Source organism: Pseudomonas sp. PDM17, from assembly GCF_014851985.1.
In the GTDB taxonomy this organism is placed as follows: domain Bacteria; phylum Pseudomonadota; class Gammaproteobacteria; order Pseudomonadales; family Pseudomonadaceae; genus Pseudomonas.
Window position 1 is genome coordinate 174,640 of sequence record NZ_JACVAT010000007.1, and the last position, 24,958, is coordinate 199,597.

Genomic DNA, 24,958 nt, shown 5'->3' on the forward strand with positions numbered 1-24,958 from the left:
GATGCGCCTATCTCCCATCAATCAGCGCCGCTGGACGCGCTTCAAGGCCAACAAGCGCGGCTGGTGGTCACTCTGGCTGTTCCTCACGCTGTTCGTTCTCAGCCTGGGCGCCGAGCTGATAGCCAACGACAAGCCACTGGCGATCCGCTACGACGGCGAATGGTATTTCCCGGTGGTCAAGCGCTACCCGGAAACCGCCTTCGGCGGTGAGTTCCCCATGGAGGCGAACTACAAGAGCCCGTACATGCGCGAGCAGATCGCGCAGAAGGACGGCTGGATTCTCTGGCCGCCGATCGCCTACAGCTACGACACCATCAACTACGACCTGCGGGTGCCGGCACCCTCGGCGCCCACCGCGGAGAACTGGCTGGGCACCGACGACCAGGCGCGCGATGTGATGGCGCGGGTGATCTACGGCTTCCGCGTGTCGGTGCTGTTCGCCCTCATCCTCACCGTGCTCAGCTCCATCCTCGGTGTCGCCGTGGGTGCATTGCAGGGTTTCTACGGTGGCTGGATCGACCTGCTCGGCCAGCGCTTCCTGGAAATCTGGTCGGGCCTGCCGGTGCTCTACCTGCTGATCATCCTCGCCAGCTTCGTGCAGCCAGGCTTCTGGTGGCTGCTGGGCATCATGCTGCTGTTCTCCTGGATGAGCCTGGTGGACGTGGTGCGCGCCGAATTCCTCCGCGGCCGCAACCTGGAGTATGTGCGCGCAGCGCGCGCCCTGGGCATGCGCAACGGAGCGATCATGTTCCGCCACATCCTGCCCAACGCGATGATCTCCACCCTGACCTTCATGCCCTTCATCCTCACCGGCGCGATCGGCACCCTGACCTCCCTGGACTTCCTGGGCTTCGGCCTGCCCGCCGGCGCACCGTCGCTGGGCGAGCTGGTCGCCCAGGGCAAGTCCAACCTGCAGGCACCCTGGCTGGGCATCACCGCCTTCGTGGTGCTGGCCGTGATGCTGAGCCTGCTGGTGTTCATCGGCGAAGCCGCCCGCGATGCCTTCGACCCGAGGAAGTGACATGAGCCAGAACGAGAACCTCATCGAAGTCCGCGACCTGTCCGTCGATTTCCTCTGCGGCGACGAACAGGTGCGCGCGGTCGAACACATCAACTTCGACATCCGCAAGGGGGAGACCCTGGCGCTGGTGGGCGAAAGCGGCTCGGGCAAGTCAGTCACCGCGCACTCCATCCTGCGCCTGCTGCCCTACCCCACCGCCAGCCATCCCTCCGGCAGCATCCAGTACGCCGGCAAGGACCTGCTCAAGCTGCCCGAGCGCAAGTTGCGCGGCATCCGCGGCAACCGCATCGCCATGGTGTTCCAGGAACCCATGACCTCGCTGAACCCGCTGCACACCATCGAGAAGCAGATCGGCGAAGTGCTCGCGCTGCACAAGGGCATGAACGGCAATCAGGCCCGCGCCCGTACGCTGGAGCTGCTCGATCTGGTCGGCATCCCCAACCCCGCCAGCCGCCTCAAGGCCTACCCGCACGAACTCTCCGGTGGCCAGCGGCAGCGGGTGATGATCGCCATGGCACTGGCCTGCGAGCCGGAGCTGCTGATCGCCGACGAACCGACCACCGCGCTCGACGTGACGGTGCAGCTGAAGATCCTCGACCTGCTGCGTGACCTGCAGCAGCGCCTGGGCATGGCGATGCTACTGATCACCCACGACCTCAACCTGGTCCGGCGTATCGCCCATCGCGTCTGCGTGATGAAAAGCGGCTGCATCGTCGAGCAGGCCGATTGCGACACCCTCTTCGCGGCCCCACAGCACCCCTACACGCGCGAATTGCTCGGAGCCGAGCCCAGTGGCACCCCCGCGCAGAACGAGCCTGGTGCGCCGCTGCTGGAGGTCGACAACCTGCGCGTGTGGTTCCCGATCAAGAAAGGCGTGTTCCGCAAGACCGTCGACCACGTCAAGGCGGTGGACGGCATTGACTTCAGCCTGCCGCGCGGCCAGACCCTGGGCATCGTCGGCGAGAGCGGCTCGGGCAAGTCGACCCTGGGCCTGGCCATCCTCCGGCTCATCAGCAGCCAGGGCGGCATCTGCTTCGAGGGTCAGGCCATCGAAGGCATGAACCAGGCGGAAGTCAGGCCCCTGCGTCGCGAGATGCAGGTAGTCTTCCAGGACCCGTTCGGCAGCCTCAGCCCGCGCATGTCGGTCGGCCAGATCGTTGGCGAAGGCCTGGAAATCCATGGAATGGGCACGCCCGAGGAGCGCGAGCAGGCGATCATCGAGGCGCTCAAGGAAGTCGGACTCGACCCGGATACCCGCCACCGCTACCCCCACGAGTTTTCCGGGGGCCAGCGGCAACGCATCGCCATCGCCCGCGCGCTGGTGCTCAAGCCGGCGCTGATCCTGCTGGACGAACCGACCTCGGCACTGGACCGCACCGTGCAACGCCAGGTCGTCGAACTGCTGCGCGGGCTGCAGGCCAAGTACAACCTGACCTACCTGTTCATCAGCCACGACCTGGCAGTGGTGAAAGCCCTCAGCCACCAGCTGATGGTGATCCGCCACGGCAAGGTCGTCGAACAGGGCATGGCCGAGGAAGTCTTCGCCGCACCGCAACATGCCTACACACAGCAACTGCTGGAAGCAGCCTTCATGGTACCGACGCAAGCCTGAGCCAGCAGCAGACAAGGAAGCAATGACATGGGGTTTCTCGCCGGTAAACGCGTACTGATCGTCGGTGTCGCCAGCAAGCTGTCCATCGCCTCCGGCATCGCCGCGGCGATGCATCGCGAAGGCGCCGAGCTCGCCTTCACCTACCAGAACGACAAGCTCAAGGGGCGCGTCGAGGAATTCGCCGCCGGCTGGGGCTCCAGCGCCGAGCTGTGCTTCCCCTGCGACGTGGCCAGCGATGCAGACATCGAAGCCGTGTTCGCCGCGCTGGCGAAGCAATGGGACGGCCTGGACTGCATCGTCCACTCGGTGGGGTTTGCGCCAGGCGACCAGCTCGACGGCGACTTCACCGAAGTCACCACCCGCGACGGCTTCCGCATCGCCCACGACATCAGCGCCTACAGCTTCGTCGCCCTGGCCAAGGCAGGCCGCGAGCTGATGCAGGGCCGAAACGGCAGCCTGCTCACCCTCTCCTACCTGGGCGCCGAACGCACGATGCCCAACTACAACGTGATGGGCATGGCCAAGGCCAGCCTGGAAGCCGGCGTGCGCTACCTGGCCGGCAGCCTCGGCCCGGAAGGCACCCGCGTCAACGCCATCTCCGCCGGCCCGATCCGCACCCTGGCAGCGTCAGGCATCAAGAGCTTCCGCAAGATGCTCGCCGCCAACGAGCGCCAGACCCCGCTGCGACGCAACGTGACCATCGAGGAAGTCGGCAACGCCGGCGCCTTCCTTTGCTCGGACCTTGCCAGCGGCATCAGCGGCGAGATTCTCTATGTCGACGGTGGCTTCAACACCACCGCCATGGGCCCGCTGGGCGACGACTGAGCCTTCCCCCAGGCAAAGAAAAAGGCCGCTGATGCGGCCTTTTTCTTGTCCCGGATAAAACGAGGGCCGCTTGCGCGGCCCCTGTCTATCACTTCTTGGCTTCGTCGAACTTCTCGATCTTCGCCTGATCCTGCAGGTAGCGACGGAACGCGGAGAAATCGTCCTGACCGCTGCGCGAGGCGAGGAAGCGCTGGTACATCGCTTTCTCCTGCTCGGTCGGCTTGGCATCCGGCTCGCTGACACCACTGAGCTTGACCAGCACGAAGTCACCGTTCTGCAGTGCGACACCACCCAGGCTGGGCTTATCGGCACCTTCCGGACGAGCCATGCGGAACACGCTCTGCAGCACCACCGGGTCGACACCTTCCTGACCACGGGCGGCCGCTTCCACGACTTTCCAGTCCTGGCCGTCCTGAGCCTGGGTCAGCGGGATCTTGCCGTCGCGCAGACCAGCCAGCAGCGATTCGCCGCGAGCCTTGGCATCACTGGCTGCGTGTTCGACCTGCAGACGCTTGAGGATATCGGCACTCACCTGTTCCAGGGTTTCCTGCTCAGGCTTGTGGTGCTCCTTCACGCGCAGCACGACCGCAGTGTCGGGGTCCAGCTCGATAGCGCCACTGTTGGCGCCCTCTTCCAGCACTTCCGGGCTGAAGGCGGTCTGGATGACCTGGCGGTTGGCGGTCACGCCCTCGCCACCTTCTTTGCCGAACGGCTTGCTGGTCTGCACCTTCAGGCCCAGGTCCTGAGCCGGCTGGCCCAGATCGGAGGCTTCGTAGGCGGAGCTTTCCAGCTGCTTGGTTGCATCGACGAAGCGCTGCTCGACCAGTTGGGTCTTGGCTTCGTGCTCCAGCTTGACCTTCAGGCTGTCGAAAGTCGGAACCTCCGGCGCTTCAACGCCCAGCAGCTTGATCAGGTGCCAGCCGTAGGAGGTCTTCACCGGGGCGGAGACTTCGCCCTTCTTCAGCGCATACAGCGACTCTTCGAAGGCCGGGTCATACACGCCACGACCGGCAAAGCCGAGATCACCACCGTTTGCGGCGGAGCCGGTGTCGTTGGACAGCTCCTTGGCCAGCTTGGCGAAGTCTTCACCCTTGTCCAGGCGCGCCTTGATCTCGTCGATCTTGGCCTTGGCCTGCTGGTCGTTCTGCTTGTCGTTCACCTCGATCAGGATGTGCGCGGCGTCGCGCTGCTCGGCCAGACCGGCGATTTCCTTCTGATAGAGGGCATCAAGGTCTTCCTTCTTCACCTCGACCTGGTCGAAGAAGGCAGACTTCTTCAGCTCGACGTAGTCGATAGTGACCTGTTCGGGCGTCATGAACTCGGTGCTGTGGGCGTCGTAGTACGCCTTGATCTCGCTGTCCTCGACCTTGCTCTTGGCCGGGTCGGCCTTGAGCGTCAGGGTGGCGAAATCGCGGGTCTGCTTCTCCAGGCGGGCGAAGGCATTCAGCTCGTCATCGGTAACGAAGCCGGTACCGGCGATGCCGGCGCGCAGCTGACCGATGAGCATCTCCTCGCCGAACATGCGGCGGAACTGCATGCGGTCATAGCCCATCTGGCGGATGACCTGGTCGAAGCGCTCGGCGCTGAACTTGCCGTCCACCTGGAATTCAGGGGTCGACAGGATCAGTTGATCCAGCGCCTGCTGGGAGAAGGCGAACTTGTCGTTCTGGGCCGCCTGCAGGATCAGCTTGCGCTCAATGAGCGACTTCAGCGCAGAGTCCTTGAGCAGCTTGTCGTCGAGCATGGACGAATCGAAGTCCTTGCCCAGACGCTGCATCAGCTGGCGACGCTGCATATCCGCGGCCTGCTGCAGTTCCGGCAGACCGATGTCTTCACCGTTGACCTGAGCAGCGACGTTCTCGTGGTGGGTTGCGCGAATGATCTGATCGAACCCGGTCAAAGCCATGAGGACAACGATCACGCCCAGGATGGTCTTGGTGATCCAGCCTTGGGAATTGTCCCTGATGTTTTGCAGCATGCGGCCCCCGACGCGGCCACGGCTCACCGTCAATGGCGGCGCGGCGTGGAAAAAAGGCGGATATAAGAAAGGCGCATCCGAGGATGCGCCTTCTCGTAACTGGTGGAGCTTGCGGGCATTGAGCCCGTGACCCCTGATGATTCCAACCGACCTACGCCAGCCGGGTCATCGCTCCGTGACCGGCCCAACCGAAGTTGAACCGGTCCAGGTCAAGTCCAAAAAGACGCTTAGTTGACAGCGTCCTTGAGGGCTTTACCGGCCTTGAAGCCCGGGATCTTAGCAGCAGCGATCTTGATCGGCTTGCCGGTTTGCGGGTTGCGACCGGTGCGAGCAGCGCGCTCTTTGACAGCGAAGGTGCCGAAGCCTACCAGTACGACGGAGTCACCAGCCTTCAGGGCGCCAGTTACGGACTCGATCACCGCGTCCAGAGCGCGACCGGCAACAGCTTTCGGGATATCAGCAGATGCGGCGATAGCATCGATCAGTTCCGACTTGTTCACTCTAAGTCCCCTTATTTCTGTTGAGTATGTTTCTATGTGTTAGGTGTAAGCAAAAGCAGGTGCTGGTTTGCCAACTGACAAAGCAAGTGCCGCTTTATAACAAGGGCTCAAAAACAGTGTCAAGAAAGCCCCCCAACTAATGCGTGCTGATTCGCTCCTTGGAATCAGACTCGCGCTTCTCATCCTTTGCAACCATCTCGGGAGCCGCATCGGGCAAGGGCTCCGGGGCGTATTGCAGCGCAATTTGCAGGACCTCGTCAATCCATTTAACCGGTTTAATAACGAGATCAGCCTTAATATTATCCGGAATTTCCCTAAGGTCCCGTACGTTTTCCTCGGGAATGATCACTGTCTTGATTCCACCCCGGTGCGCGGCCAGAAGTTTTTCCTTCAGCCCACCGATGGCCAGAACCTGACCGCGCAGGGTGATCTCGCCGGTCATGGCCACGTCAGCACGGACCGGAATCTGGGTGATCGCCGAGACCAGTGCGGTACACATGCCAATGCCCGCGCTAGGGCCGTCCTTGGGCGTCGCGCCTTCCGGCACATGGATGTGGATATCGTGCTTCTCGTGGAAGTCCGGAGCGATACCCAGGCTCTTCGAACGACTACGAACCACGGTCAGCGCGGCAGTGATGGACTCCGCCATGACGTCGCCCAGCGAGCCGGTCTTGGTTAGTGCGCCCTTGCCCGGAACCATGGCCGATTCGATGGTCAGCAATTCGCCGCCCACCTGGGTCCAGGCGAGGCCGGTCACCTGGCCGATCTGATCCTGCTGCTCGGCCAGGCCGTAGCGGAACTTGCGCACGCCCAGGTAATTCTCCAGTGAATCCGGAGTCACCACGGCTTCGATGCGCTTGGCCTTGCCACCGTCCTTGACCGCCTTGCGGCAGACCTTGGCGATCTGGCGCTCAAGGCTACGCACACCGGCTTCGCGGGTGTAATAGCGGATGATGTCACGGGTAGCCGCTTCTTCGAAGACCACCTCGCCCTTCTTCAGGCCATTAGCCGCAGTCTGTTTCGGTACAAGATATTTCGAGGCGATGTTGATCTTCTCGTCCTCGGTGTAACCCGGCAGGCGGATGACTTCCATTCGGTCCAGCAACGCTGCCGGAATGTTCATGGAGTTCGCCGTGCAGAGGAACATCACGTCGGAGAGGTCGTAGTCGACTTCGAGGTAGTGGTCGTTGAAGTTGTGGTTCTGCTCCGGATCGAGCACTTCCAGCAGCGCCGACGCGGGGTCGCCGCGCATGTCGCTGCCCATCTTGTCGATCTCGTCGAGCAGGAACAGCGGGTTGCGCACGCCCACCTTGGTCATTTTCTGAATCAGACGACCGGGCATGGAACCGATGTAGGTGCGACGGTGACCGCGAATCTCGGCCTCGTCACGCACGCCCCCCAGGGCCATGCGCACGAACTTGCGGTTGGTCGCGCGGGCGATGGACTCGGCCAGCGAGGTCTTGCCCACGCCGGGCGGGCCGACCAGGCAGAGCACCGGGCCCTTGAGCTTCTTCACGCGCTTCTGGACGGCGAGGTACTCGAGGATGCGCTCCTTGACCTCTTCCAGACCGTAGTGATCGGCGTCGAGGATGTCCTCGGCCTTGTCCAGGTCATGGCGCACCTTGCTCTCGGCCTTCCACGGCACATTCACCAGCCAGTCGATGTAGGAACGCACCACGGTCGCCTCGGCGGACATCGGCGACATCTGCTTGAGCTTGTTCAACTCGGCAGTGGCCTTGGCCATGGCTTCCTTGGTCAGGCCGGCGGCGTCAATGCGCTTCTTCAGTTCCTCGACTTCGTTGTGGCCTTCGTCGATGTCACCCAGTTCTTTCTGGATGGCCTTCATCTGTTCGTTGAGGTAGTACTCGCGCTGGCTGCGCTCCATCTGCTTCTTCACGCGGCCGCGAATGCGCTTCTCGACCTGCAGCAGGTCGATCTCGGCATCCAGCATGGCCAGCACGTGCTCGACGCGGGCGGACAGCTCGGTGATCTCGAGGATTTCCTGCTTCTGTTCGATCTTCAGCGCCATGTGGGCGGCCATGGTATCTACAAGACGGCCCGGTTCATCGATGCTGTTGAGCGAAGACAGGACTTCGGCCGGGACTTTCTTGCCCAGCTGCACATACTGCTCGAACTGGCTGAGCAGGCTACGGGTGAAGACTTCGGACTCGCGCTCGCCGACGGAGGCCTCGTCAATGATCGAAACTTCCGCGCGGCAGTAGGCTTCCTCGTCGATGAAGCGCTCTACCTGGCCGCGCTGCTCGCCCTCGACCAGCACCTTGACGGTGCCATCGGGCAGTTTCAGCAACTGCAGGACAGTGGCCACGGTGCCCATGCGGTACAGGCCGTCGGCGCCCGGATCGTCGTCGGCCGGATTCTTCTGCGCCAGCAACAGGATCTGCTTGTCGCTGGTCATGGCGGCCTCGAGGGCCTCGATGGATTTCTCTCGTCCCACGAAAAGCGGGATGACCATGTGCGGATACACCACTACGTCACGCAGGGGGAGCAGGGGCAACTCGACGAGTGTTTTCATGATATTCGGCTCTACAGCGGCACTTGGCCAAAACGATGGGATTGGACCCTTCGGCCTAAGATGGGGTTAGGACTGGGAAAAAACAAGCGCGGTAGATGGGAAGAAAAAAGGGGCCCTAGGGCCCCTTCTGGTTTCAGGCGTCAGGTGCAGCCTTGGCCGGCTGCTCGCTGTTCTCGTAGATCAGCAGCGGCTGGGAGGAGCCCTCGATGACGCTTTCGTCGATCACCACCTTGCTGACGTCGTTCTGCGAGGGGATCTCGTACATGGTATCGAGCAGGATGCCTTCGAGGATCGAACGCAGGCCACGGGCGCCGGTCTTGCGCTCCAGCGCGCGACGAGCGACGGCCTTGAGCGCGTCCGGACGGAACTCGAGGTCCACGCCTTCCATTTCGAAGAGCTTGGCGTACTGCTTGGTCAGCGCGTTCTTCGGCTCGGTCAGAATCTGCATCAGGGCAGCTTCGTCCAGCTCTTCGAGCGTCGCGATGATCGGCAAACGACCGACGAACTCGGGGATCAGGCCAAACTTCACCAGATCCTCCGGCTCGACCTCGCGCAGCGCGTCGCCCACCTTCTTACCCGCTTCCTGACTGCGAACCTCGGCGCTGAAGCCGATGCCGCCTTTGGTAGAACGGTTCTGGATGACCTTTTCCAGGCCAGCGAACGCGCCTCCGCAGATGAACAGGATGTTGCGGGTGTCGACCTGCAGGAATTCCTGCTGCGGGTGCTTGCGGCCGCCCTGGGGCGGTACGGAAGCCACGGTGCCTTCGATCAGCTTCAGCAGAGCCTGCTGGACGCCTTCGCCGGACACGTCGCGAGTGATCGACGGGTTGTCGGACTTGCGCGAGATCTTGTCGATTTCGTCGATGTAGACAATGCCCATCTGGGCCTTCTCGACATCGTAGTCGCACTTCTGCAGCAGCTTCTGGATGATGTTCTCGACATCCTCGCCCACATAACCAGCCTCGGTGAGGGTGGTGGCATCGGCGATGGTGAAGGGAACATTGAGCAGACGCGCCAGGGTCTCGGCGAGCAGGGTCTTGCCCGAGCCGGTCGGCCCGATCAGCAGGATGTTGCTCTTGCCCAGTTCGACGTCGTCCTTGCGCTCACGCTGGTTCAGGCGCTTGTAGTGGTTGTACACCGCTACCGCCAGGGTTTTCTTGGCACGTTCCTGGCCGATCACGTACTGATCGAGGATGGTGCGGATCTCTTTCGGCGCCGGAAGCTTATGCGCACTGCTCTCCGCCTGTGCTTCCTGCACCTCCTCACGGATGATGTCGTTGCACAGGTCGACGCACTCGTCGCAGATAAAGACCGAGGGGCCGGCAATCAACTTGCGCACTTCGTGCTGGCTCTTGCCGCAGAAGGAGCAATACAGCAGCTTGCCGTTGTCCTCGCCGTTGCGGGTGTCAGTCATTCGATCGTTCCAATCGGGGATATACGTGAAGGACAAGATGAAGGCATTCGCAGGCATTTTCAAGCCCGCGAGCGGCCGGATTACCGGCCGCGGTAGTGCGGAGAGACTCAGCTGGCAGCAGGACGCTGAGTGAAGAGCTGATCGATCAGACCGTACTTGACGGCTTCCTCGCCACTCATGAAGCGGTCACGGTCGGTATCGCGGGCAATGACGTCCAGCGGCTGACCGGTGTGGTGTGCCAGCACCTGGTTCAGGCGTTCCTTGATGAAAAGGATTTCCTTGGCGTGGATCTCGATGTCCGAGGCCTGGCCCTGGAAGCCGCCCAGCGGCTGGTGGATCATCATGCGCGAATGCGGCAGGCAGTAACGCTTGCCAGCGGCGCCGCCAGCCAGCAGCAGGGCACCCATGCTGCACGCCTGGCCCACGCAGATGGTGGACACGTCAGGCTTGATGAACTGCATGGTGTCGTAGATCGACATGCCAGCGGTGACGGAACCACCCGGGGAGTTGATGTAGAGGTGGATGTCCTTGTCCGGGTTCTCGGCTTCGAGGAACAGCAGCTGGGCAACCACGAGGTTGGCCATGTAGTCCTCGACCTGGCCGACCAGGAAGATGATCCGCTCCTTCAGCAGGCGCGAATAGATGTCGTAGGAACGCTCACCGCGGGCGGACTGCTCCACCACCATCGGCACCAGACCACCAGCGGCCTGAATGTTCGGAACTTGCGGCATATAAGGATTATGCATGTCCGACGATCACTCCCTAATAAAAAGTCATGTCTCTATAGACGCACAAGCCAGCCCGAAGGCTGGCTTGTGACGATCGAACGAAGAAGCGCTGGATCAGGCCGCTTGCGGAGCTTCTGCAGGCTTGACCGCGTCTTCGTAGGATACCTGCTTGTCGGTCACATTGGCCTTCTGCAGGACAGTATCTACAACTTGTTCTTCCAGTACAACCGAACGGACTTCGTTCAGTTGCTGGTCGTTCTTGTAGTACCAGGAAACAACCTGTTCCGGCTCCTGATAGGCGGAAGCCATCTCTTCGATCATTTCGCGAACGCGGGCTTCGTCAGCCTTCAGTTCGTGCTGCTTGACCAGCTCGGCAACGATCAGACCCAGTACGACGCGGCGCTTGGCCTGCTCTTCGAACAGCTCGGCCGGCAGTTGGTCGGGCTTGATGTTGCCACCGAACTGCTGGACAGCCTGGACGCGCAGACGATTGACTTCGTTGCCGATCAGGGCTTTCGGAACCTCGATCGGGTTGGTCTCGACCAGACCTTCCATCACCTGGTTCTTCACCTTGGACTTGATGGCCTGACGCAGTTCACGCTCCATGTTCTTGCGAACTTCGGTGCGGAAGCCTTCCAGAGTGCTTTCCTTCACGCCGAACAGAGCGAAGAACTCTTCGTTCAGTTCCGGCAGCTTCGGCTCGGCGACGCTGTTGACGGTAGCGGTGAACTCGGCAGCTTTGCCGGCCAGGTCCAGGTTCTGGTAGTCCTCGGGGAAGGTCACGTTCAGAACGCGCTCTTCACCGGCCTTGGCGCCAACCAGACCCTCTTCGAAGCCCGGGATCATGCGGCCGGAGCCCAGCACCAGCAGGGTGCCCTTGGCGGAACCGCCAGCGAAGGCTTCGCCGTCGATCTTGCCGACGAAATCGATGTTCACCTGATCGTCGTTCTGCGCGGCACGATCAACAGCTTCGAAACGGGTGTTCTGCTTGCGCAGGATTTCCAGCATGTTGTCGAGATCGGCGTCAGCCACGTCGGCCTGCAGGCGCTCGACCTTGATGCCGTCGAAACCGGCAACCTGGAACTCAGGGAAGACTTCGAAGGTAGCGATGTACTCGAGGCCCTTCTCTTTCTCGAACACTTTCGGTTCGACGGAAGGAGCACCGGCCGGGTTCAGCTTCTGCTCGACCACGGCTTCGTAGAAGGTTTCCTGGATCAGGTCACCGAGGGCTTCCTGACGAGCGGCGGCTTCGTAGCGCTGACGGATCACGCTCATCGGCACCTTGCCGGGACGGAAGCCAGGAACCTTGGCGCGACGAGCGGTCTGCTGCAGACGCTTGTTGACTTCGGTCTCGATACGCTCGGCCGGCACGCCAACGGTCATGCGGCGCTCAAGAGCGGAGGTGCTTTCAACGGAAACTTGCATGGATATTCCTCGTGGCACAGACGTAAGCCGGTCCTTCCGGCTCCCAGAATCAAGGGCAAGCATTCTAGTAGCTAGAAATGCAGAAGTCACCCCGAGTGGAAGCTGCGGAAATTCACGGATGCGAGAGCTTATGGAAAGAAGATGGTGCGGACGGAGAGACTCGAACTCTCACAGCTTGCGCCACCGGAACCTAAATCCGGCGTGTCTACCAATTTCACCACGTCCGCAGGGTACCGCAGAAACGAAAACGCCAGGCACTGGGCCTGGCGCTTCGGAATATGGGGTGGACGATGGGAATCGAACCCACGACACCAGGAGCCACAATCCTGTGCTCTACCAACTGAGCTACGCCCACCATATTACATTTGCTTGTACCGAACGCCACTTGGCGCACCCGGCAGGACTCGAACCTGCGACCATCCGCTTAGAAGGCGGATGCTCTATCCAGCTGAGCTACGGGCGCTTTAGTGGCGGCAACCCTTGCTAAGCAGACTCAGTGGAAACCACCGAATCGGTTGGCACCGCCTCTTTCGTGTTTCAGGCTGTGCTCGGCAAGCGGGGCGCATGTTATCGATGAGGCCATACCCCGTCAACAACTTTTTTAAAAAAAGTTCAAAGAGATAAAGGAGTTACGCCAAATCAGGGGCTCCCGCCTTTGCCTTATGGAGGCAGCATGCGAAAATGCGCGCCTTCTTTTCACCCGCCTTAATGGTTATCCCCCCGACATGACTGCAAAACTGATCGACGGCAAAGCGATCGCCGCCAGCCTCCGCCAGCAGATTGGCCAACGCGTCAATGAACGCCGCCAGCAAGGACTGCGCATCCCCGGCCTGGCTGTGATCCTGGTCGGCAGCGACCCCGCCTCTCAGGTCTATGTCGCGCACAAGCGCAAGGACTGTGAAGAGGTCGGCTTCCTCTCCCAGGCGTACGACCTCCCCGCCAGCACCACCCAGGAAGAGCTGCTGGCACTGATCGACCGTCTGAACGCCGACCCGGCCATCGACGGCATCCTCGTCCAGCTCCCCCTCCCCGCCCACCTCGACGCCTCCCAGCTGCTGGAACGCATCAGCCCGGACAAGGACGTGGACGGCTTCCACCCCTTCAACATCGGCCGCCTGGCCCAGCGCATCCCGCTGCTGCGCCCCTGCACCCCGAAAGGCATCATGACTCTGCTGCAAAGCACCGGCGTCGACCTGTACGGCATGGACGCGGTGGTAGTGGGCGCATCGAACATCGTCGGCCGCCCCATGGCGCTGGAACTGCTGCTGGGCGGCTGCACCGTCACCGTGACCCACCGCTTCACCCGCGACCTGGCCGACCACGTGCGCCGCGCCGACCTGGTGGTCGTTGCCGCCGGCAAGCCGGGTCTGGTCAAGGGCGAGTGGATCAAGGAAGGTGCCATCGTCATCGACGTGGGCATCAATCGCCAGGAAGATGGCAAGCTGGTGGGCGACGTGGAATACGACGTCGCCGCCGAGCGCGCCAGCTGGATCACCCCTGTTCCGGGCGGTGTCGGCCCGATGACCCGCGCCTGCCTGCTGGAAAACACCCTGTACGCCGCCGAACACCTGCACACCTGACAGGTTTTCGACGAGCAAGAAAAAGGCCGCTGATCAGCGGCCTTTTTCATTTCCAGGAGACAGTTACTCGGCGAGACGCCAGGTAGTGCCGCCCTTGCCGTCTTCCAGCACTACGCCTAGAGCGGTCAGCTCGTCGCGGATGCGGTCGGATTCGGCCCAGTTCTTCGCCGCACGGGCATCCAGACGAGCCTGGATCAGCGCCTCGACCTGCGCCGCGTCGACCTTGCCGGCTGCGCCGGCCTGGAGGAACTCGTCGGCATCCAGTTGCAGAACACCCAGCAGAGCCCCCAGCTCACGCACGCGTGCCGCCAGTGCAGCCGCAGCCGCCGGATCGCTCTCGCGCAGGCGGTTGACCTCCCGGACCATCTCGAACAGCACGGCAACCGCTTCCGGCGTACCGAAGTCGTCGTCCATCGCGGCGCCGAAGCGCTCGACGAACTCCTCGCCACCCGCCGCAGCCACCTGCGGCAGACCACGCAGCGCGGTGTAGAAACGCTCCAGCGCGCCCTTGGCTTCCTTCAGGTTGTCTTCGGAGTAGTTGATCGGGCTGCGGTAATGGCTGGAGACCAGCAGGAAGCGCACGACTTCCGGGTGGTATTTCTCCAGCACCTCGCGGATGGTGAAGAAGTTGCCCAGGGACTTGGACATCTTCTCGCCGTCCACGCGCACCGCTCCGGCGTGCATCCAGCTGGCCGCATAGAGTTTGCCGGTGGCCGCCTCGCTCTGGGCGATCTCGTTCTCGTGGTGCGGGAACACCAGGTCCGGACCGCCGCCATGGATGTCGAAGGTCTCGCCCAGGCAGCAGGTGGACATCACCGAGCACTCGATATGCCAACCCGGACGCCCGGCGCCCCAGGGCGACTCCCAGCTCGGCTCGCCCGGCTTGGCGCCCTTCCAGAGCACGAAGTCCAGCGGGTCTTCCTTGGATTCGTCGACCTCGATCCGCGCACCGATGCGCAGGTCCTCGATCTTCTTGCGCGACAGCTTGCCGTAGCCGGCGAACTTGCCGACCCGGTAATAGACGTCGCCATTGCCCGGCGCGTAGGCGTAACCCTTGTCGATCAGGGTCTGGATCATCTCGTGCATGCCGACGATGTGGCCGGTGGCGCGCGGCTCGATGTCCGGACGCAGGACCGACAGGCGCGCCTCGTCTTCATGCATCGCGGCGATCATGCGGGCGGTCAGGTCTTCGAACGACTCACCGTTCTCCTGGGCGCGACGGATGATCTTGTCGTCGATGTCGGTGATGTTGCGCACATAGGTCAGGTCATAGCCGCGATGGCGCAGCCAGCGGGCGATGACGTCGAACGCCACCATCACGCGGGCATGGCCGATGTGGCAGAAGTCGTACACGGTCATGCCGCACACGTACATGCGCACCTGGTTGCCCACCAGCGGCTTGAAGCTGTCCTTGGTCTTGGACAGCGTGCTGTAGATCTGCAAGTCAGCCATCCGTTACTGCCCCCAGGAGTCGCGCAGGGTCACGGTGCGGTTGAAGACCAGGGCGTCCGCCCTGGAGTCCCGGGCATCCGCGCAGAAGTAGCCCTCGCGCTCGAACTGGAAGCGATCCTCGGCCGTGGCGCTGGCCAGCGACGGCTCAGCGCGGCAGCCCTTGAGCACCACCAGGGAATCCGGGTTGATGTTGTCGAGGAAGCTGCCGCCCTCTTCCGACTTCTCCGGATTGGCGGAACGGAACAGGCGGTCGTACAGGCGCACTTCGCACTCGACGCTCTCGGCGGCCGGCACCCAGTGGATCACGCCCTTGACCTTGCGGCCCTCGGGGTTCTTGCCCAGGGTGTTCTCGTCGTAGCTGCAGCGCAGTTCGACGATGTTGCCAGCGGCATCCTTGATGGCTTCGTCGGCGCGGATCACGTAGCTGCCGCGCAGGCGCACTTCGCCACCGGGGATCAGGCGCTTGTAGCCGGCCGGCGGGACTTCCTCGAAGTCACTGGCGTCAATGTAGATCTCGCGGCTGAACGGCAGCACGCGCACGCCCATGTCCTGCTTCGGATGGCGCGGCAACTCGAGGTTCTCGACCTGGCCTTCCGGGTAGTTGGTGATGACTACCTTCAGCGGCTTGAGCACGCACATGGCGCGACCAGCGTTGGCATCGAGGTCGTCACGGATGGCGAATTCCAGCATGCCGATGTCCACCACACCACCGGCGCGATTCACGCCGATCATGTCGCAGAAGGTACGGATGGACGCCGGGGTGTAGCCGCGACGGCGATAGCCGGACAGGGTCGACATGCGCGGGTCGTCCCAGCCTTGAACGTGGTTTTCATCGACCAGTTGCTTGAGCTTGCGCTTGCTGGTGATGGTGTAGTTCAGGTTCAGGCGCGCGAATTCATACTGGCGCGGCTGGGCCGGGACCGGCAGGTTGGCCAGGAACCACTCGTACAGCGGGCGGTGATCCTCGAACTCCAGGGTGCAGATGGAGTGGGTGATACCCTCGATGGCGTCGGACTGGCCGTGGGTGAAGTCGTAGCTGGGGTAGATGCACCACTTGTCGCCGGTCTGGTGGTGATGAGCGTGACGGATGCGGTAGAGGATCGGGTCGCGCAGGTTGATGTTCGGCGAGGCCATGTCGATCTTCGCACGAAGCGAACGGGCGCCGTCCGGGAACTCGCCGGCTTTCATGCGGGCGAACAGGTCCAGGTTCTCTTCCACCGAACGCTCGCGGAACGGGCTGTTCTTGCCCGGTTCGGTCAGCGAACCACGGTAGGCGCGCATTTCCTCGGCGTTCAGGTCGCAGACGAAAGCCTTGCCGGCCTTGATCAGGTCCACCGCCCAGTCATGCAGTTGGTCGAAGTAGTTGGAGGCGTAGCGAACCTGCCCGGCCCAGTCGAAGCCCAGCCATTTCACATCGGCCTCGATGGCATCGATGTACTCCTGGTCTTCCTTCGCCGGGTTGGTGTCGTCGAAGCGCAGGTGGCAGTCCCCGTCGAACTCCTTGGCCAGGCCGAAGTTCAGACAGATGGACTTGGCGTGACCGATATGCAGGTAGCCGTTGGGCTCCGGCGGGAAGCGAGTGACGATTTTCTGGTGCTTGCCACTTTCCAGGTCGGCCGCAACGATCGGACGCAGGAAGTTGGCGGCAACAGTGGCTTCTTTCGTATCGGCGGTAGGCTTGCTCATGGTGTCCTTGATCATGCTGGTGTTCGGCCAGGGTAGGCCAGCCAAACCAAAGCGCTTATCATAGCCGAAGCTGTCAACCCCCTGACAGGCCTTCGATTTTTCCAAAGAGCGGAATTCCCTGATGACTACCACCGTCAAACTGCAGACCAACTTCGGCGATATCACCCTTGAACTCTTCGACGACAAGGCGCCGGAAACCGTGGCCAACTTCAAGGAGTACGTGAAGGCCGGCCATTACGACAACACCGTTTTCCACCGTGTGATCAACAACTTCATGATTCAGGGCGGCGGTTTCGAGCCGGGCATGAAGCAGAAGTCCACCCGCAAGTCGATCAAGAACGAAGCCAACAACGGCGTCGGCAACAAGGTTGGCACCGTCGCCATGGCCCGCACCATGGAGCCGCACTCGGCCAGCGCGCAGTTCTTCATCAACGTCGCCGACAACGATTTCCTCAACCACAGCGCGCCGACCGTGCAGGGCTGGGGCTACTGCGTGTTCGGTGAAGTGAAGGACGGCATGGACGTGGTCAACAAGATCAAGACCGTCGCCACCACCATGCGCTCCGGCCACCAGGACGTACCGGCCGACGACGTGATCATCGAGAAAGCAGAAGTCATCGGCGAGTGAGTCGATGAGCGTCCTGTTCATCTCGGACCTGCATCTCGAAGCAGAACGCCCGGACATTACCCGGGCGTTCTTGCATTTCCTCTCCACCCGCGCCCGTATGGCCGAGGCGCTGTACATCCTCGGCGACTTCTTCGAAGCCTGGATCGGCGACGATGGCATGGACGAGTTCCAGCACTCCATCGCCCGCGCCCTGCGCAAGTTATCTGACAGCGGCACGCGCATCTTCCTGATGCACGGCAACCGCGACTTCCTGATTGGCCAGGCCTTCTGCCGCGAAGCCGGCTGCACCCTGCTGCGCGACCCGAGTCTGATAGACCTTGATGGCGAGAAGATCCTGCTGATGCACGGCGACAGCCTTTGCACCCTCGACGTGGCCTATATGAAGCTGCGCCGCTGGCTGCGCAACCCGCTGACGCTGTTCATCCTGCGCAACCTGCCGCTGGCCACCCGCCACAAGCTGGCGCGCAAACTGCGCAAGGAAAGCCGCGCGCAGACCCGCATGAAAGCCAGCGAGATCGTCGACGTCACCCCGGCGGAAGTGGAGAAGATCATGCGCGACAAGGGCGTGCGAATCCTGATCCACGGGCACACCCACCGCCCCGCCATCCACGAACTGGAAATCGACGGCCGCCCCGCGCGACGCATTGTCCTCGGCGACTGGGACAGCCAGGGCTGGGCTCTGGAGGCCGACGAGCAGGGCCTGCGGCAGGCACCCTTCACCCTGTGAAGCTCCGGGCCACCGCAATGGTGGCCTTTTGGCGTTAACCCACCCGCACTGTCAGACATTTCTCCTTGACCGGCACCGACCGCCTTGCGCAGCATTCGCGGTTTGCTCAATCAAGGAAGAAACATGTTCAGCAAGGGAAATCTCATCAAGTTCGGCGCCCTGCCCCTGGCACTGGTCGCCGCCGCCTTCATCCTGTTCAACGGCGTCTTCTTCTATAACGAAGCCGGCTTCATGACCCACGTGCGGACCATCTTCGGCGACGAGAAGATCGTCGACGACGTCGGCTACGCCACCAAGTGGTTCGGCCGCGCCACCACCTGGAAGAAAGCCATCAGCGTGCAGTCCGTACTGATCATGGACGAGAACGACAACAACCCGGACAACGACGGACTGGGCGCGACCATCGAAGCCTTCCCCATCGTCTTCCTCGGCAACGTCGACGCCAAGGTCGAATCCTCGGCGCGCTTCCGCCTGCCCGGCGGCGACCAGTTCCTGAAGATGGCCCAGGAATACCGCAACCCGGACAACTTCATCCGCACCGCACTGATCCCGGCGATCAAGGAAACCCTGCAGGCCACCGCCTCGCTGATGACCGCCGACGATTACTACGCCGGCGCCCGCAGCGAATTCGCCGCGGAGTTCGAGAACCAGCTCAACGATGGCCTGTACCTGATCAAGCGCAAGGAAGTCCGCGGCCCACGCGGCGCCGTACCACACCAGACCGCCATCCTGCAGGCCGGCACCGAACAGGGCAGCTTCGGCGACAACAACGCCAGCCAGTTCGTCACCGAGAAGGTCACCGACGCCAAGGGCATCCCGGTGCGCAAACAGCAGCAGTTCCGCAAGTTCGGTGTGGAAGTGGTGGAGGCGCGTATCACCAACGTCGACCCGAACCCGCAGTACAAGCAGCGCATGGTCAAGGTGCAGCAGGCACTGGCCGAGCTGGCCGTGGCACGCCAGAACCGCCTGAAGGAAGAGGAAGAGAAGCTGCTGGTCACCGCCCGTGGCGAGAAGGAAGTGGAAGCCAAGCGCCAGGAAACCCTGCGCGACCAGATCGAGCGCACCACCCAGGCGGAAACCGAGAAGCAGCTGGCGGTGATCAACGCCGAACGCGAGAAGCAGCGCGCCGAGATCGAGAAGCAGACTGCTGAATTGCTGCGCGACAAGGCTGCCGTGACGGCGCAGGCCACCAAGATCACCGCCGACGCCGATGCCTACGCCCGCGAAGCAGTGATCAAGGCGGACGGCGCGCTGCAACCTAAACTGGACGCGCTGATCGCCATCAACAAGGTCTGGGCCGAAGCCGCCGCCCAGGCCCCGGTGCCCAGCGTGATGATGGCCGGCGGGCAGAACAGCGCCAGCAGTCGCCAGGACGAGATCGGCCAACTGATGGGCGTACTGGCGACCAAGGCCGCGCGCGACCTGGCGCTGGATCTGAAGGTGAAGGACTGAGTCCCACCAGAAGCAACAAAAGAAAAAGCGCCCATCAGGGCGCTTTTTTCATTCCAGCGGGTGGCTCAGGCCGCCTGCGCCACCGGCACACCACTGTGGAAACGGAACTCGCTGTCCGGCGACTGGATCAGGCCAGCCTCCACTTCGCGAATCTCCGCCACGCGGCGGTCGATGTCGGCGTCGTCGCCATAGCGGCGCGCCAGGCTCAGGTAACCCTGGAAGTGCCGCGCCTCGGATTTCAGCAGCGAGCCGTAGAACTTGGCCAGATCGGCGTCCAGGTGATCCACCAGAGCGGCGAAGCGCTCGCAGCTGCGGCACTCGATGAAGGCGCCGACGATCAGGGTATCCACCAGCTTCTGCGGCTCGTGATTGCGCACCACGGTACGCAGGCTGGAGGCGTAGCGGCCGGCGGAGATCGGCCGCAGGGGGATGCCGCGCTTCTTCAGGATCGCCAGCACCTGCTCGTGGTGGCGCAGCTCCTCGCGCGCCAGGCGCGACATGAAGTTCACCAGTTCCTCGTGGGCACTGTACTTGGCGATCAGGGCCAGGGCCGTGCTGGCGGCCTTGAACTCGTTGTTCTTGTGGTCGATCAGCATCACCGCCTGATCCCGCAGCGCGGCTTCCACCCACGCATCCGGCGTGGCACAACCGAGGAATTCCCTGATTTCAGACAGCATGTTCAAAACTCCGAGCTCGCGACCCACCGGCTGGCCGGTGTCATAAAGGCGGAGCATTATACGAATGCCACCGCGCGGAACCAGCTTCCGGCGTTGATATGCCTCAACGTCATGAACGAGATATCCCGACTACAGTTGTTCCACATAAACAACGCGCACGAAGGGAGACGATCATGCAAGCCATCCGTAGCATCCTCGTAGTCGTGGACCCGGACCAGCCGGAAGGTCTCGCGCTGAAACGGGCCCGCCTGATCGCCAGCGTGACCCAGTCACACCTGCACCTGCTGGCCTGCGAGCGGCGCGCCGACTACAGCACCAAGCTCGAGGAAGTCGCCGAGGTGCTGCGCCAGGAAGGCTTCAGCGCTTCCAGCCGCCAGGCCTGGAAGGACAACCTGCACCAGACCATCATCGCCGAGCAGCAGGCCGAAGGCTGCGGGCTGGTGATCAAGCAGCACAGCCCGGACAACCCGCTGAAAAAAGCACTGCTCACCCCGGACGACTGGAAGCTGCTGCGCTTCTGCCCTTCCCCGGTGCTGCTGGTGAAGACCAGCCTGCCCTGGGCCGGACGCAACATCCTCGCCGCCGTGGACGTGGGCAACAACGACGTCGAGCACCGCACCCTGCACGCCGGGATCGTCAGCCATGCCTACGACATCGCCGGCCTCGCCCACGGCCAGCTGCATGTCATCAGCGCGCATCCCTCGCCCATGCTCTCGGCGGCCGACCCGACCTTCCAGCTCAGCGAGACCATCGAGGCCAAGTACCGCGAGGCGTGCAAGGCGTTCCAGGCCGAATTCGGCGTCGACGACCAGCACCTGCACATAGAGGAAGGCCCGGCGGACGTACTGATCCCCCGAGCGGCGCACAACCTTGATGCTGCGGTGACGGTGATCGGCAGCGTGGCACGCACTGGGCTGTCCGGCGCACTGATCGGCAACACCGCCGAAGTGGTGCTGGATTCGCTGGAGAGCGACATCCTGGTCCTCAAGCCGGACGACATCATCGCCCACCTGGAAGAGATCGCCGCCAAGCCGTGATCCGACAGCCCTGACGAAAAAAGCCGCCCATCGGGCGGCTTTCTTATTGCGCGGCGGCGATCAGACCCGCGACTCCAGCGCCTCAGCCAGGAAGCTCGGGGCGATATAGCGCTCGTAATGCGCCTCGGAAAGGATGAAGAACTCCTTGTCGATGGCGTCGCGCAGGTCCGGCAGCGGCCATTCGCGGAACTCCGGCAGCAACGCCAGACCGTAGGCTTCAACCTGATTGATCATCCGCGAGCCGCGGGCGATCAGCTGGTAGGCCCAGCAATAGGGCGACTGCTCGGGCACGAAGCGGATCTGCCGCTGTTCCAGCTGACTGCGCAGCAGGGATGCATCGAAGACCTCCAGCTTGGCCATCATCACCTGCGTCAGCAGGATCTCCAGACGGCTCAGCACCGCCCGCTTCTCCTCGTCGCCGTAGCGGTTCCAGTTCACCACCTCGTGGTGGAAGCGCTTGCAGCCACGGCAGACCAGGTCGCCATAGACCGTCGAGCAGAGCCCGACACAGGGGGTTTTGATGCGTTGCGAAGACATGGCTGAACAGATAGCTGGCAAAGCGGGCATGTTAGCCCTTTGTCTAGGCAAGATCACCCTCGGGCGCCACGCAAATCGGCTTACCAAGGCCCATTAATTCCATTAGAATGGCTGCGCCTTTTTGGCGTCATTGTCCGAAAGAAGCTGTTTTCAAAGCGTCACGAAGCACAGATTCCGGCAGCCGCGCGGTCTGGGCGCCTCCCTCAAGCGCCCAGCCCCATCAGTCCCTGGCCCCCCGGCGTAAAACTTTGAAAACAGCTTCTGCCCGGAGATCGCCGGTGCCGTCGTAGGTCAGTGGATTACCGTCCACCATGCCTGACGAATGGATCGGAGGGGTCTCCTGGATACGCGTCCTCCGGGACCACTGATGAGGGAAATACTGTGCTTGAAGCCTATCGCAAACACGTAGAAGAGCGTGCCGCCCAGGGCGTCGTGCCCCAGCCGCTGAACGCCGAACAGACCGCTGGTCTGGTCGAACTCCTGAAGAACCCGCCGGCCGGCGAAGAAGAATTTCTCCTCGACCTGATCACCAACCGCGTACCGCCGGGCGTGGACGAAGCTGCCTACGTCAAGGCCGGTTTCCTGTCCGCCGTCGCCAAGGGTGAAGCCACTTCCCCGCTGCTCTCCAAGACCCGCGCCCTCGAGCTGCTGGGCACCATGCAGGGTGGCTACAACATCACCACCATGGTCGAGCTGCTGGACAGCGCCGAGCTGGCCGAAGTCGCCGCCGCGCAACTGAAGCACACCCTGCTGATGTTCGACGCCTTCCACGACGTCGCCGAGCGCGCCAAGAAAGGCAACGCCGCCGCCAAGTCCGTGCTGCAGTCCTGGGCCGAAGGCGAGTGGTTCAAGGCCCGTCCGGCCGTCGCCGAGAAGCTGACCCTGACCGTGTTCAAGGTCCCCGGCGAAACCAACACCGACGACCTGTCCCCCGCTCCGGACGCCTGGTCGCGCCCTGACATCCCGCTGCACGCCCTGGCCATGCTGAAAATGGCCCGCGACGGCATCGAGCCGATCCAGCCGGGCTCCGTCGGTCCGCTGAAGCAGATCGAAGCGGTCAAGGCCAAGGGCTTCCCGGTTGCCTACGTCGGTGACGTGGTCGGTACCGGTTCTTCCCGTAAGTCCGCCACCAACTCGGTGCTGTGGTTCTTCGGCGACGACATCCCCTACGTGCCGAACAAGCGCGGCGGCGGTTTCTGCTTCGGCACCAAGATCGCCCCGATCTTCTACAACACCATGGAAGACGCCGGCGCCCTGCCGATCGAATTCGACTGCACCAACCTGGCCATGGGCGACGTCATCGACGTGTACCCGTACGAAGGCAAGGTCACCCGTCATGACAGCGGCGAAGTGGTCACCACCTTCGAGCTGAAGACCCCGGTTCTGCTGGACGAAGTCCGCGCCGGCGGCCGTATCCCGCTGATCGTTGGCCGCGGCCTGACCGAGAAGGCCCGCGCCGAGCTGGGTCTGCCTGCCTCCGACCTGTTCAAGAAGCCGGAAGCGCCGGCCGACAGCGGCAAGGGCTTCACCCTCGCCCAGAAGATGGTTGGCCGCGCCTGCGGTCTGGCCGAAGGCCAGGGCGTACGTCCGGGCACCTACTGCGAACCGAAGATGACCACCGTCGGTTCCCAGGACACCACCGGCCCGATGACCCGCGACGAGCTGAAAGACCTGGCTTGCCTGGGCTTCTCCGCCGACCTGGTGATGCAGTCCTTCTGCCACACCGCTGCTTATCCGAAGCCGATCGACGTCAAGACCCACCACACCCTGCCGGACTTCATCATGACCCGCGGCGGTGTTTCCCTGCGTCCGGGCGACGGCATCATCCACAGCTGGCTGAACCGCATGCTGCTGCCTGACACCGTCGGCACCGGCGGCGACTCGCACACCCGCTTCCCGATCGGCATCAGCTTCCCGGCCGGCTCCGGCCTGGTAGCCTTCGCCGCTGCCACCGGCGTCATGCCGCTGGACATGCCGGAATCGGTTCTGGTGCGCTTCAAGGGCCAGTTGCAACCGGGCATCACCCTGCGTGACCTGGTCCATGCGATCCCCTACTACGCCATCCAGGCTGGCCTGCTGACCGTCGAGAAGAAGGGCAAGAAGAACATCTTCTCCGGCCGCATCCTCGAGATCGAAGGCCTGAACGACCTGACCGTCGAGCAAGCCTTCGAGCTGTCCGACGCCTCCGCCGAGCGTTCGGCTGCCGGTTGCACCATCAAGCTGCCGGAAGAGGCGATCGCCGAGTACCTGAAGTCCAACATCACCCTGCTGCGCTGGATGATCGGCGAAGGCTACGGCGACGCCCGCACCCTGGAGCGCCGCGCACAAGCGATGGAAGCCTGGCTGGCCAACCCGCAACTGCTGGAAGCCGACAAGGACGCCGAGTACGCCGCGGTCATCGAGATCGACCTGGCCGACGTCAAGGAGCCGGTACTCTGCGCTCCGAACGACCCGGACGACGCCCGTCTGCTGTCCAGCGTCGAAGGCCGCAAGATCGATGAAGTCTTCATCGGTTCCTGCATGACCAACATCGGTCACTTCCGCGCTGCCGGCAAACTGCTGGACAAGGTCAAGGGTGGCATTCCGACCCGTCTGTGGCTGGCTCCGCCGACCAAGATGGACGCCCACCAACTGACCGAAGAAGGCTACTACGGCATCTACGGCAAGGCTGGCGCGCGCATGGAAATGCCGGGCTGCTCGCTGTGCATGGGTAACCAGGCTCGCGTACAGACCGGTTCGACCGTGGTTTCCACCTCGACCCGTAACTTCCCGAACCGTCTGGGCGACGCCACCGACGTGTTCCTGGCATCTGCCGAGCTGGCCGCTGTCGCTTCGATCATCGGCAAGCTGCCGACCGTCGAGGAGTACATGGCCTACGCGAAGGATATCGACAGCATGTCTGCCGACATCTACCGCTACCTGAGCTTCGACCAGATCGCCGAGTTCCGCGAAGCTGCCGCCAACGCGAAGATCCCGGCCGTCCAGGTCTGAGTCTCCTAGCGTGATGAAAAGCCCCGCCTCGTGCGGGGCTTTTCTTTTCCAGGCCCCGAAACAGAGCGCTCCCGCCCGCCCCTAACGATGGGCCTAATACTTATTGACCGGTTGCGCCACGGGCTACCGGGTCTAAGGTGGACGACAGGCTCCTG

Annotated in this window: 19 protein-coding genes and 3 tRNA genes; 9 read left to right on the top strand and 13 right to left on the bottom strand. The window is 62.9% G+C overall.

Annotated elements, in window-relative coordinates:
- Nucleotide 1 precedes the first annotated feature (1 nt).
- From IB256_RS24325 to fabI, 3 genes are read left to right on the top strand one after another with little or no spacing between them, the layout of a single operon-like run.
- Nucleotides 2-1,021 (top strand): ABC transporter permease, encoded by a 1,020-nt coding sequence (locus tag IB256_RS24325; RefSeq protein ID WP_192295432.1) that lies wholly within the window; start codon nt 2-4, stop codon nt 1,019-1,021.
- Between the two features lies 1 nt (nt 1,022).
- Nucleotides 1,023-2,633, top strand: a complete 1,611-nt coding sequence (locus IB256_RS24330; protein WP_192404433.1) for an ABC transporter ATP-binding protein — start codon at nt 1,023-1,025, stop codon at nt 2,631-2,633.
- 27 nt (nt 2,634-2,660) lie between these two features.
- The gene (gene fabI, locus IB256_RS24335; RefSeq protein ID WP_192295430.1) at nt 2,661-3,458 is read left to right on the top strand and encodes an enoyl-ACP reductase FabI; all 798 of its coding nucleotides are present in this window, start codon (nt 2,661-2,663) and stop codon (nt 3,456-3,458) included.
- An 88-nt stretch (nt 3,459-3,546) separates the two neighbouring features.
- On the opposite strand, the gene IB256_RS24340 is transcribed toward fabI, so the two are convergent.
- The 9 genes from IB256_RS24340 to IB256_RS24380 all read right to left on the bottom strand — a co-directional run bounded on the left by IB256_RS24340 (nt 3,547) and on the right by IB256_RS24380 (nt 12,499).
- Entirely contained in the window at nt 3,547-5,436 is a 1,890-nt protein-coding gene (locus IB256_RS24340) for a SurA N-terminal domain-containing protein (protein WP_192295429.1), read from the bottom strand.
- A 227-nt stretch (nt 5,437-5,663) separates the two neighbouring features.
- Nucleotides 5,664-5,936: a nucleoid-associated protein HU-beta gene (hupB, locus tag IB256_RS24345; protein WP_003087931.1), complete on the bottom strand. Its 273-nt coding sequence runs from the start codon at nt 5,934-5,936 to the stop codon at nt 5,664-5,666.
- A 136-nt stretch (nt 5,937-6,072) separates the two neighbouring features.
- A complete protein-coding gene (lon, locus tag IB256_RS24350; protein ID WP_192295428.1) occupies nt 6,073-8,469 on the bottom strand; it encodes an endopeptidase La in 2,397 nt (798 codons plus the stop codon).
- A 133-nt stretch (nt 8,470-8,602) separates the two neighbouring features.
- The gene (clpX, locus tag IB256_RS24355; RefSeq protein WP_138216335.1) at nt 8,603-9,883 is read right to left on the bottom strand and encodes an ATP-dependent Clp protease ATP-binding subunit ClpX; all 1,281 of its coding nucleotides are present in this window, start codon (nt 9,881-9,883) and stop codon (nt 8,603-8,605) included.
- Between the two features lie 107 nt (nt 9,884-9,990).
- Nucleotides 9,991-10,629, bottom strand: a complete 639-nt coding sequence (gene clpP, locus IB256_RS24360; RefSeq protein WP_138216336.1) for an ATP-dependent Clp endopeptidase proteolytic subunit ClpP — start codon at nt 10,627-10,629, stop codon at nt 9,991-9,993.
- A gap of 96 nt (nt 10,630-10,725) precedes the next feature.
- The gene (gene tig / locus IB256_RS24365) at nt 10,726-12,036 is read right to left on the bottom strand and encodes a trigger factor (RefSeq protein WP_054907730.1); all 1,311 of its coding nucleotides are present in this window, start codon (nt 12,034-12,036) and stop codon (nt 10,726-10,728) included.
- Nucleotides 12,037-12,178: 142 nt separating this feature from the next.
- A tRNA-Leu gene (locus tag IB256_RS24370) sits at nt 12,179-12,263 on the bottom strand.
- A gap of 52 nt (nt 12,264-12,315) precedes the next feature.
- Nucleotides 12,316-12,391, bottom strand: a tRNA-His gene (locus tag IB256_RS24375).
- A 31-nt stretch (nt 12,392-12,422) separates the two neighbouring features.
- Nucleotides 12,423-12,499 (bottom strand) — tRNA-Arg (locus IB256_RS24380).
- Nucleotides 12,500-12,761: 262 nt separating this feature from the next.
- Between IB256_RS24380 and folD the strand changes: the two genes are divergently transcribed.
- A complete protein-coding gene (gene folD / locus IB256_RS24385; protein ID WP_045208481.1) occupies nt 12,762-13,616 on the top strand; it encodes a bifunctional methylenetetrahydrofolate dehydrogenase/methenyltetrahydrofolate cyclohydrolase FolD in 855 nt (284 codons plus the stop codon).
- Between the two features lie 63 nt (nt 13,617-13,679).
- Here the strand turns inward: folD and cysS are convergent, their stop codons facing one another.
- Both cysS and IB256_RS24395 read right to left on the bottom strand, forming a co-directional pair.
- Nucleotides 13,680-15,068 carry a cysteine--tRNA ligase gene (gene cysS, locus IB256_RS24390; RefSeq protein WP_192404435.1) on the bottom strand — a complete coding sequence of 463 codons (1,389 nt, stop codon included), beginning with the start codon at nt 15,066-15,068 and terminating at the stop codon, nt 13,680-13,682.
- Between the two features lie 3 nt (nt 15,069-15,071).
- On the bottom strand, nt 15,072-16,754 hold the full coding sequence (locus tag IB256_RS24395) for a glutamine--tRNA ligase/YqeY domain fusion protein (RefSeq protein WP_192404522.1): 1,683 nt from the start codon (nt 16,752-16,754) through the stop codon (nt 15,072-15,074).
- 121 nt (nt 16,755-16,875) lie between these two features.
- Here IB256_RS24395 and IB256_RS24400 point away from each other — a divergent pair, with 121 nt between their 5' ends.
- The 3 genes from IB256_RS24400 (at nt 16,876) to IB256_RS24410 (ending at nt 19,561) form a co-directional block, all read left to right on the top strand.
- Nucleotides 16,876-17,382 (top strand): peptidylprolyl isomerase, encoded by a 507-nt coding sequence (locus IB256_RS24400; protein WP_192295425.1) that lies wholly within the window; start codon nt 16,876-16,878, stop codon nt 17,380-17,382.
- Between the two features lie 4 nt (nt 17,383-17,386).
- Nucleotides 17,387-18,109 carry a UDP-2,3-diacylglucosamine diphosphatase gene (gene lpxH / locus IB256_RS24405; protein ID WP_192295424.1) on the top strand — a complete coding sequence of 241 codons (723 nt, stop codon included), beginning with the start codon at nt 17,387-17,389 and terminating at the stop codon, nt 18,107-18,109.
- A 123-nt stretch (nt 18,110-18,232) separates the two neighbouring features.
- Nucleotides 18,233-19,561: an SPFH domain-containing protein gene (locus tag IB256_RS24410; protein WP_192404436.1), complete on the top strand. Its 1,329-nt coding sequence runs from the start codon at nt 18,233-18,235 to the stop codon at nt 19,559-19,561.
- A gap of 65 nt (nt 19,562-19,626) precedes the next feature.
- Here the strand turns inward: IB256_RS24410 and IB256_RS24415 are convergent, their stop codons facing one another.
- Entirely contained in the window at nt 19,627-20,238 is a 612-nt protein-coding gene (locus tag IB256_RS24415; protein ID WP_405307771.1) for a tRNA-(ms[2]io[6]A)-hydroxylase, read from the bottom strand.
- 173 nt (nt 20,239-20,411) lie between these two features.
- Here IB256_RS24415 and IB256_RS24420 point away from each other — a divergent pair, with 173 nt between their 5' ends.
- Entirely contained in the window at nt 20,412-21,275 is an 864-nt protein-coding gene (locus tag IB256_RS24420; RefSeq protein WP_192404438.1) for a universal stress protein, read from the top strand.
- A gap of 60 nt (nt 21,276-21,335) precedes the next feature.
- Here IB256_RS24420 and IB256_RS24425 read toward each other — a convergent pair whose 3' ends face one another.
- Nucleotides 21,336-21,812, bottom strand: a complete 477-nt coding sequence (locus tag IB256_RS24425; protein WP_138216343.1) for a DUF1289 domain-containing protein — start codon at nt 21,810-21,812, stop codon at nt 21,336-21,338.
- Nucleotides 21,813-22,193: 381 nt separating this feature from the next.
- Between IB256_RS24425 and acnB the strand changes: the two genes are divergently transcribed.
- Nucleotides 22,194-24,803, top strand: a complete 2,610-nt coding sequence (gene acnB, locus IB256_RS24430) for a bifunctional aconitate hydratase 2/2-methylisocitrate dehydratase (RefSeq protein WP_151186560.1) — start codon at nt 22,194-22,196, stop codon at nt 24,801-24,803.
- The last annotated feature ends 155 nt before the right edge of the window (nt 24,804-24,958 follow it).

Coding starts and splice junctions, on each gene's coding strand:
- IB256_RS24325 (WP_192295432.1), top strand. CDS start 2: ATGCGCCTATCTCCCATCAATCAGCGCCGCTGGACGCGCTTCAAGGCC.
- IB256_RS24330 (WP_192404433.1), top strand. CDS start 1,023: ATGAGCCAGAACGAGAACCTCATCGAAGTCCGCGACCTGTCCGTCGAT.
- fabI (WP_192295430.1), top strand. CDS start 2,661: ATGGGGTTTCTCGCCGGTAAACGCGTACTGATCGTCGGTGTCGCCAGC.
- IB256_RS24340 (WP_192295429.1), bottom strand. CDS start 5,436: ATGCTGCAAAACATCAGGGACAATTCCCAAGGCTGGATCACCAAGACC.
- lon (WP_192295428.1), bottom strand. CDS start 8,469: ATGAAAACACTCGTCGAGTTGCCCCTGCTCCCCCTGCGTGACGTAGTG.
- clpX (WP_138216335.1), bottom strand. CDS start 9,883: ATGACTGACACCCGCAACGGCGAGGACAACGGCAAGCTGCTGTATTGC.
- clpP (WP_138216336.1), bottom strand. CDS start 10,629: ATGCATAATCCTTATATGCCGCAAGTTCCGAACATTCAGGCCGCTGGT.
- tig (WP_054907730.1), bottom strand. CDS start 12,036: ATGCAAGTTTCCGTTGAAAGCACCTCCGCTCTTGAGCGCCGCATGACC.
- folD (WP_045208481.1), top strand. CDS start 12,762: ATGACTGCAAAACTGATCGACGGCAAAGCGATCGCCGCCAGCCTCCGC.
- cysS (WP_192404435.1), bottom strand. CDS start 15,068: ATGGCTGACTTGCAGATCTACAGCACGCTGTCCAAGACCAAGGACAGC.
- IB256_RS24395 (WP_192404522.1), bottom strand. CDS start 16,754: ATGAGCAAGCCTACCGCCGATACGAAAGAAGCCACTGTTGCCGCCAAC.
- IB256_RS24400 (WP_192295425.1), top strand. CDS start 16,876: ATGACTACCACCGTCAAACTGCAGACCAACTTCGGCGATATCACCCTT.
- lpxH (WP_192295424.1), top strand. CDS start 17,387: ATGAGCGTCCTGTTCATCTCGGACCTGCATCTCGAAGCAGAACGCCCG.
- IB256_RS24410 (WP_192404436.1), top strand. CDS start 18,233: ATGTTCAGCAAGGGAAATCTCATCAAGTTCGGCGCCCTGCCCCTGGCA.
- IB256_RS24415 (WP_405307771.1), bottom strand. CDS start 20,238: ATGCTGTCTGAAATCAGGGAATTCCTCGGTTGTGCCACGCCGGATGCG.
- IB256_RS24420 (WP_192404438.1), top strand. CDS start 20,412: ATGCAAGCCATCCGTAGCATCCTCGTAGTCGTGGACCCGGACCAGCCG.
- IB256_RS24425 (WP_138216343.1), bottom strand. CDS start 21,812: ATGTCTTCGCAACGCATCAAAACCCCCTGTGTCGGGCTCTGCTCGACG.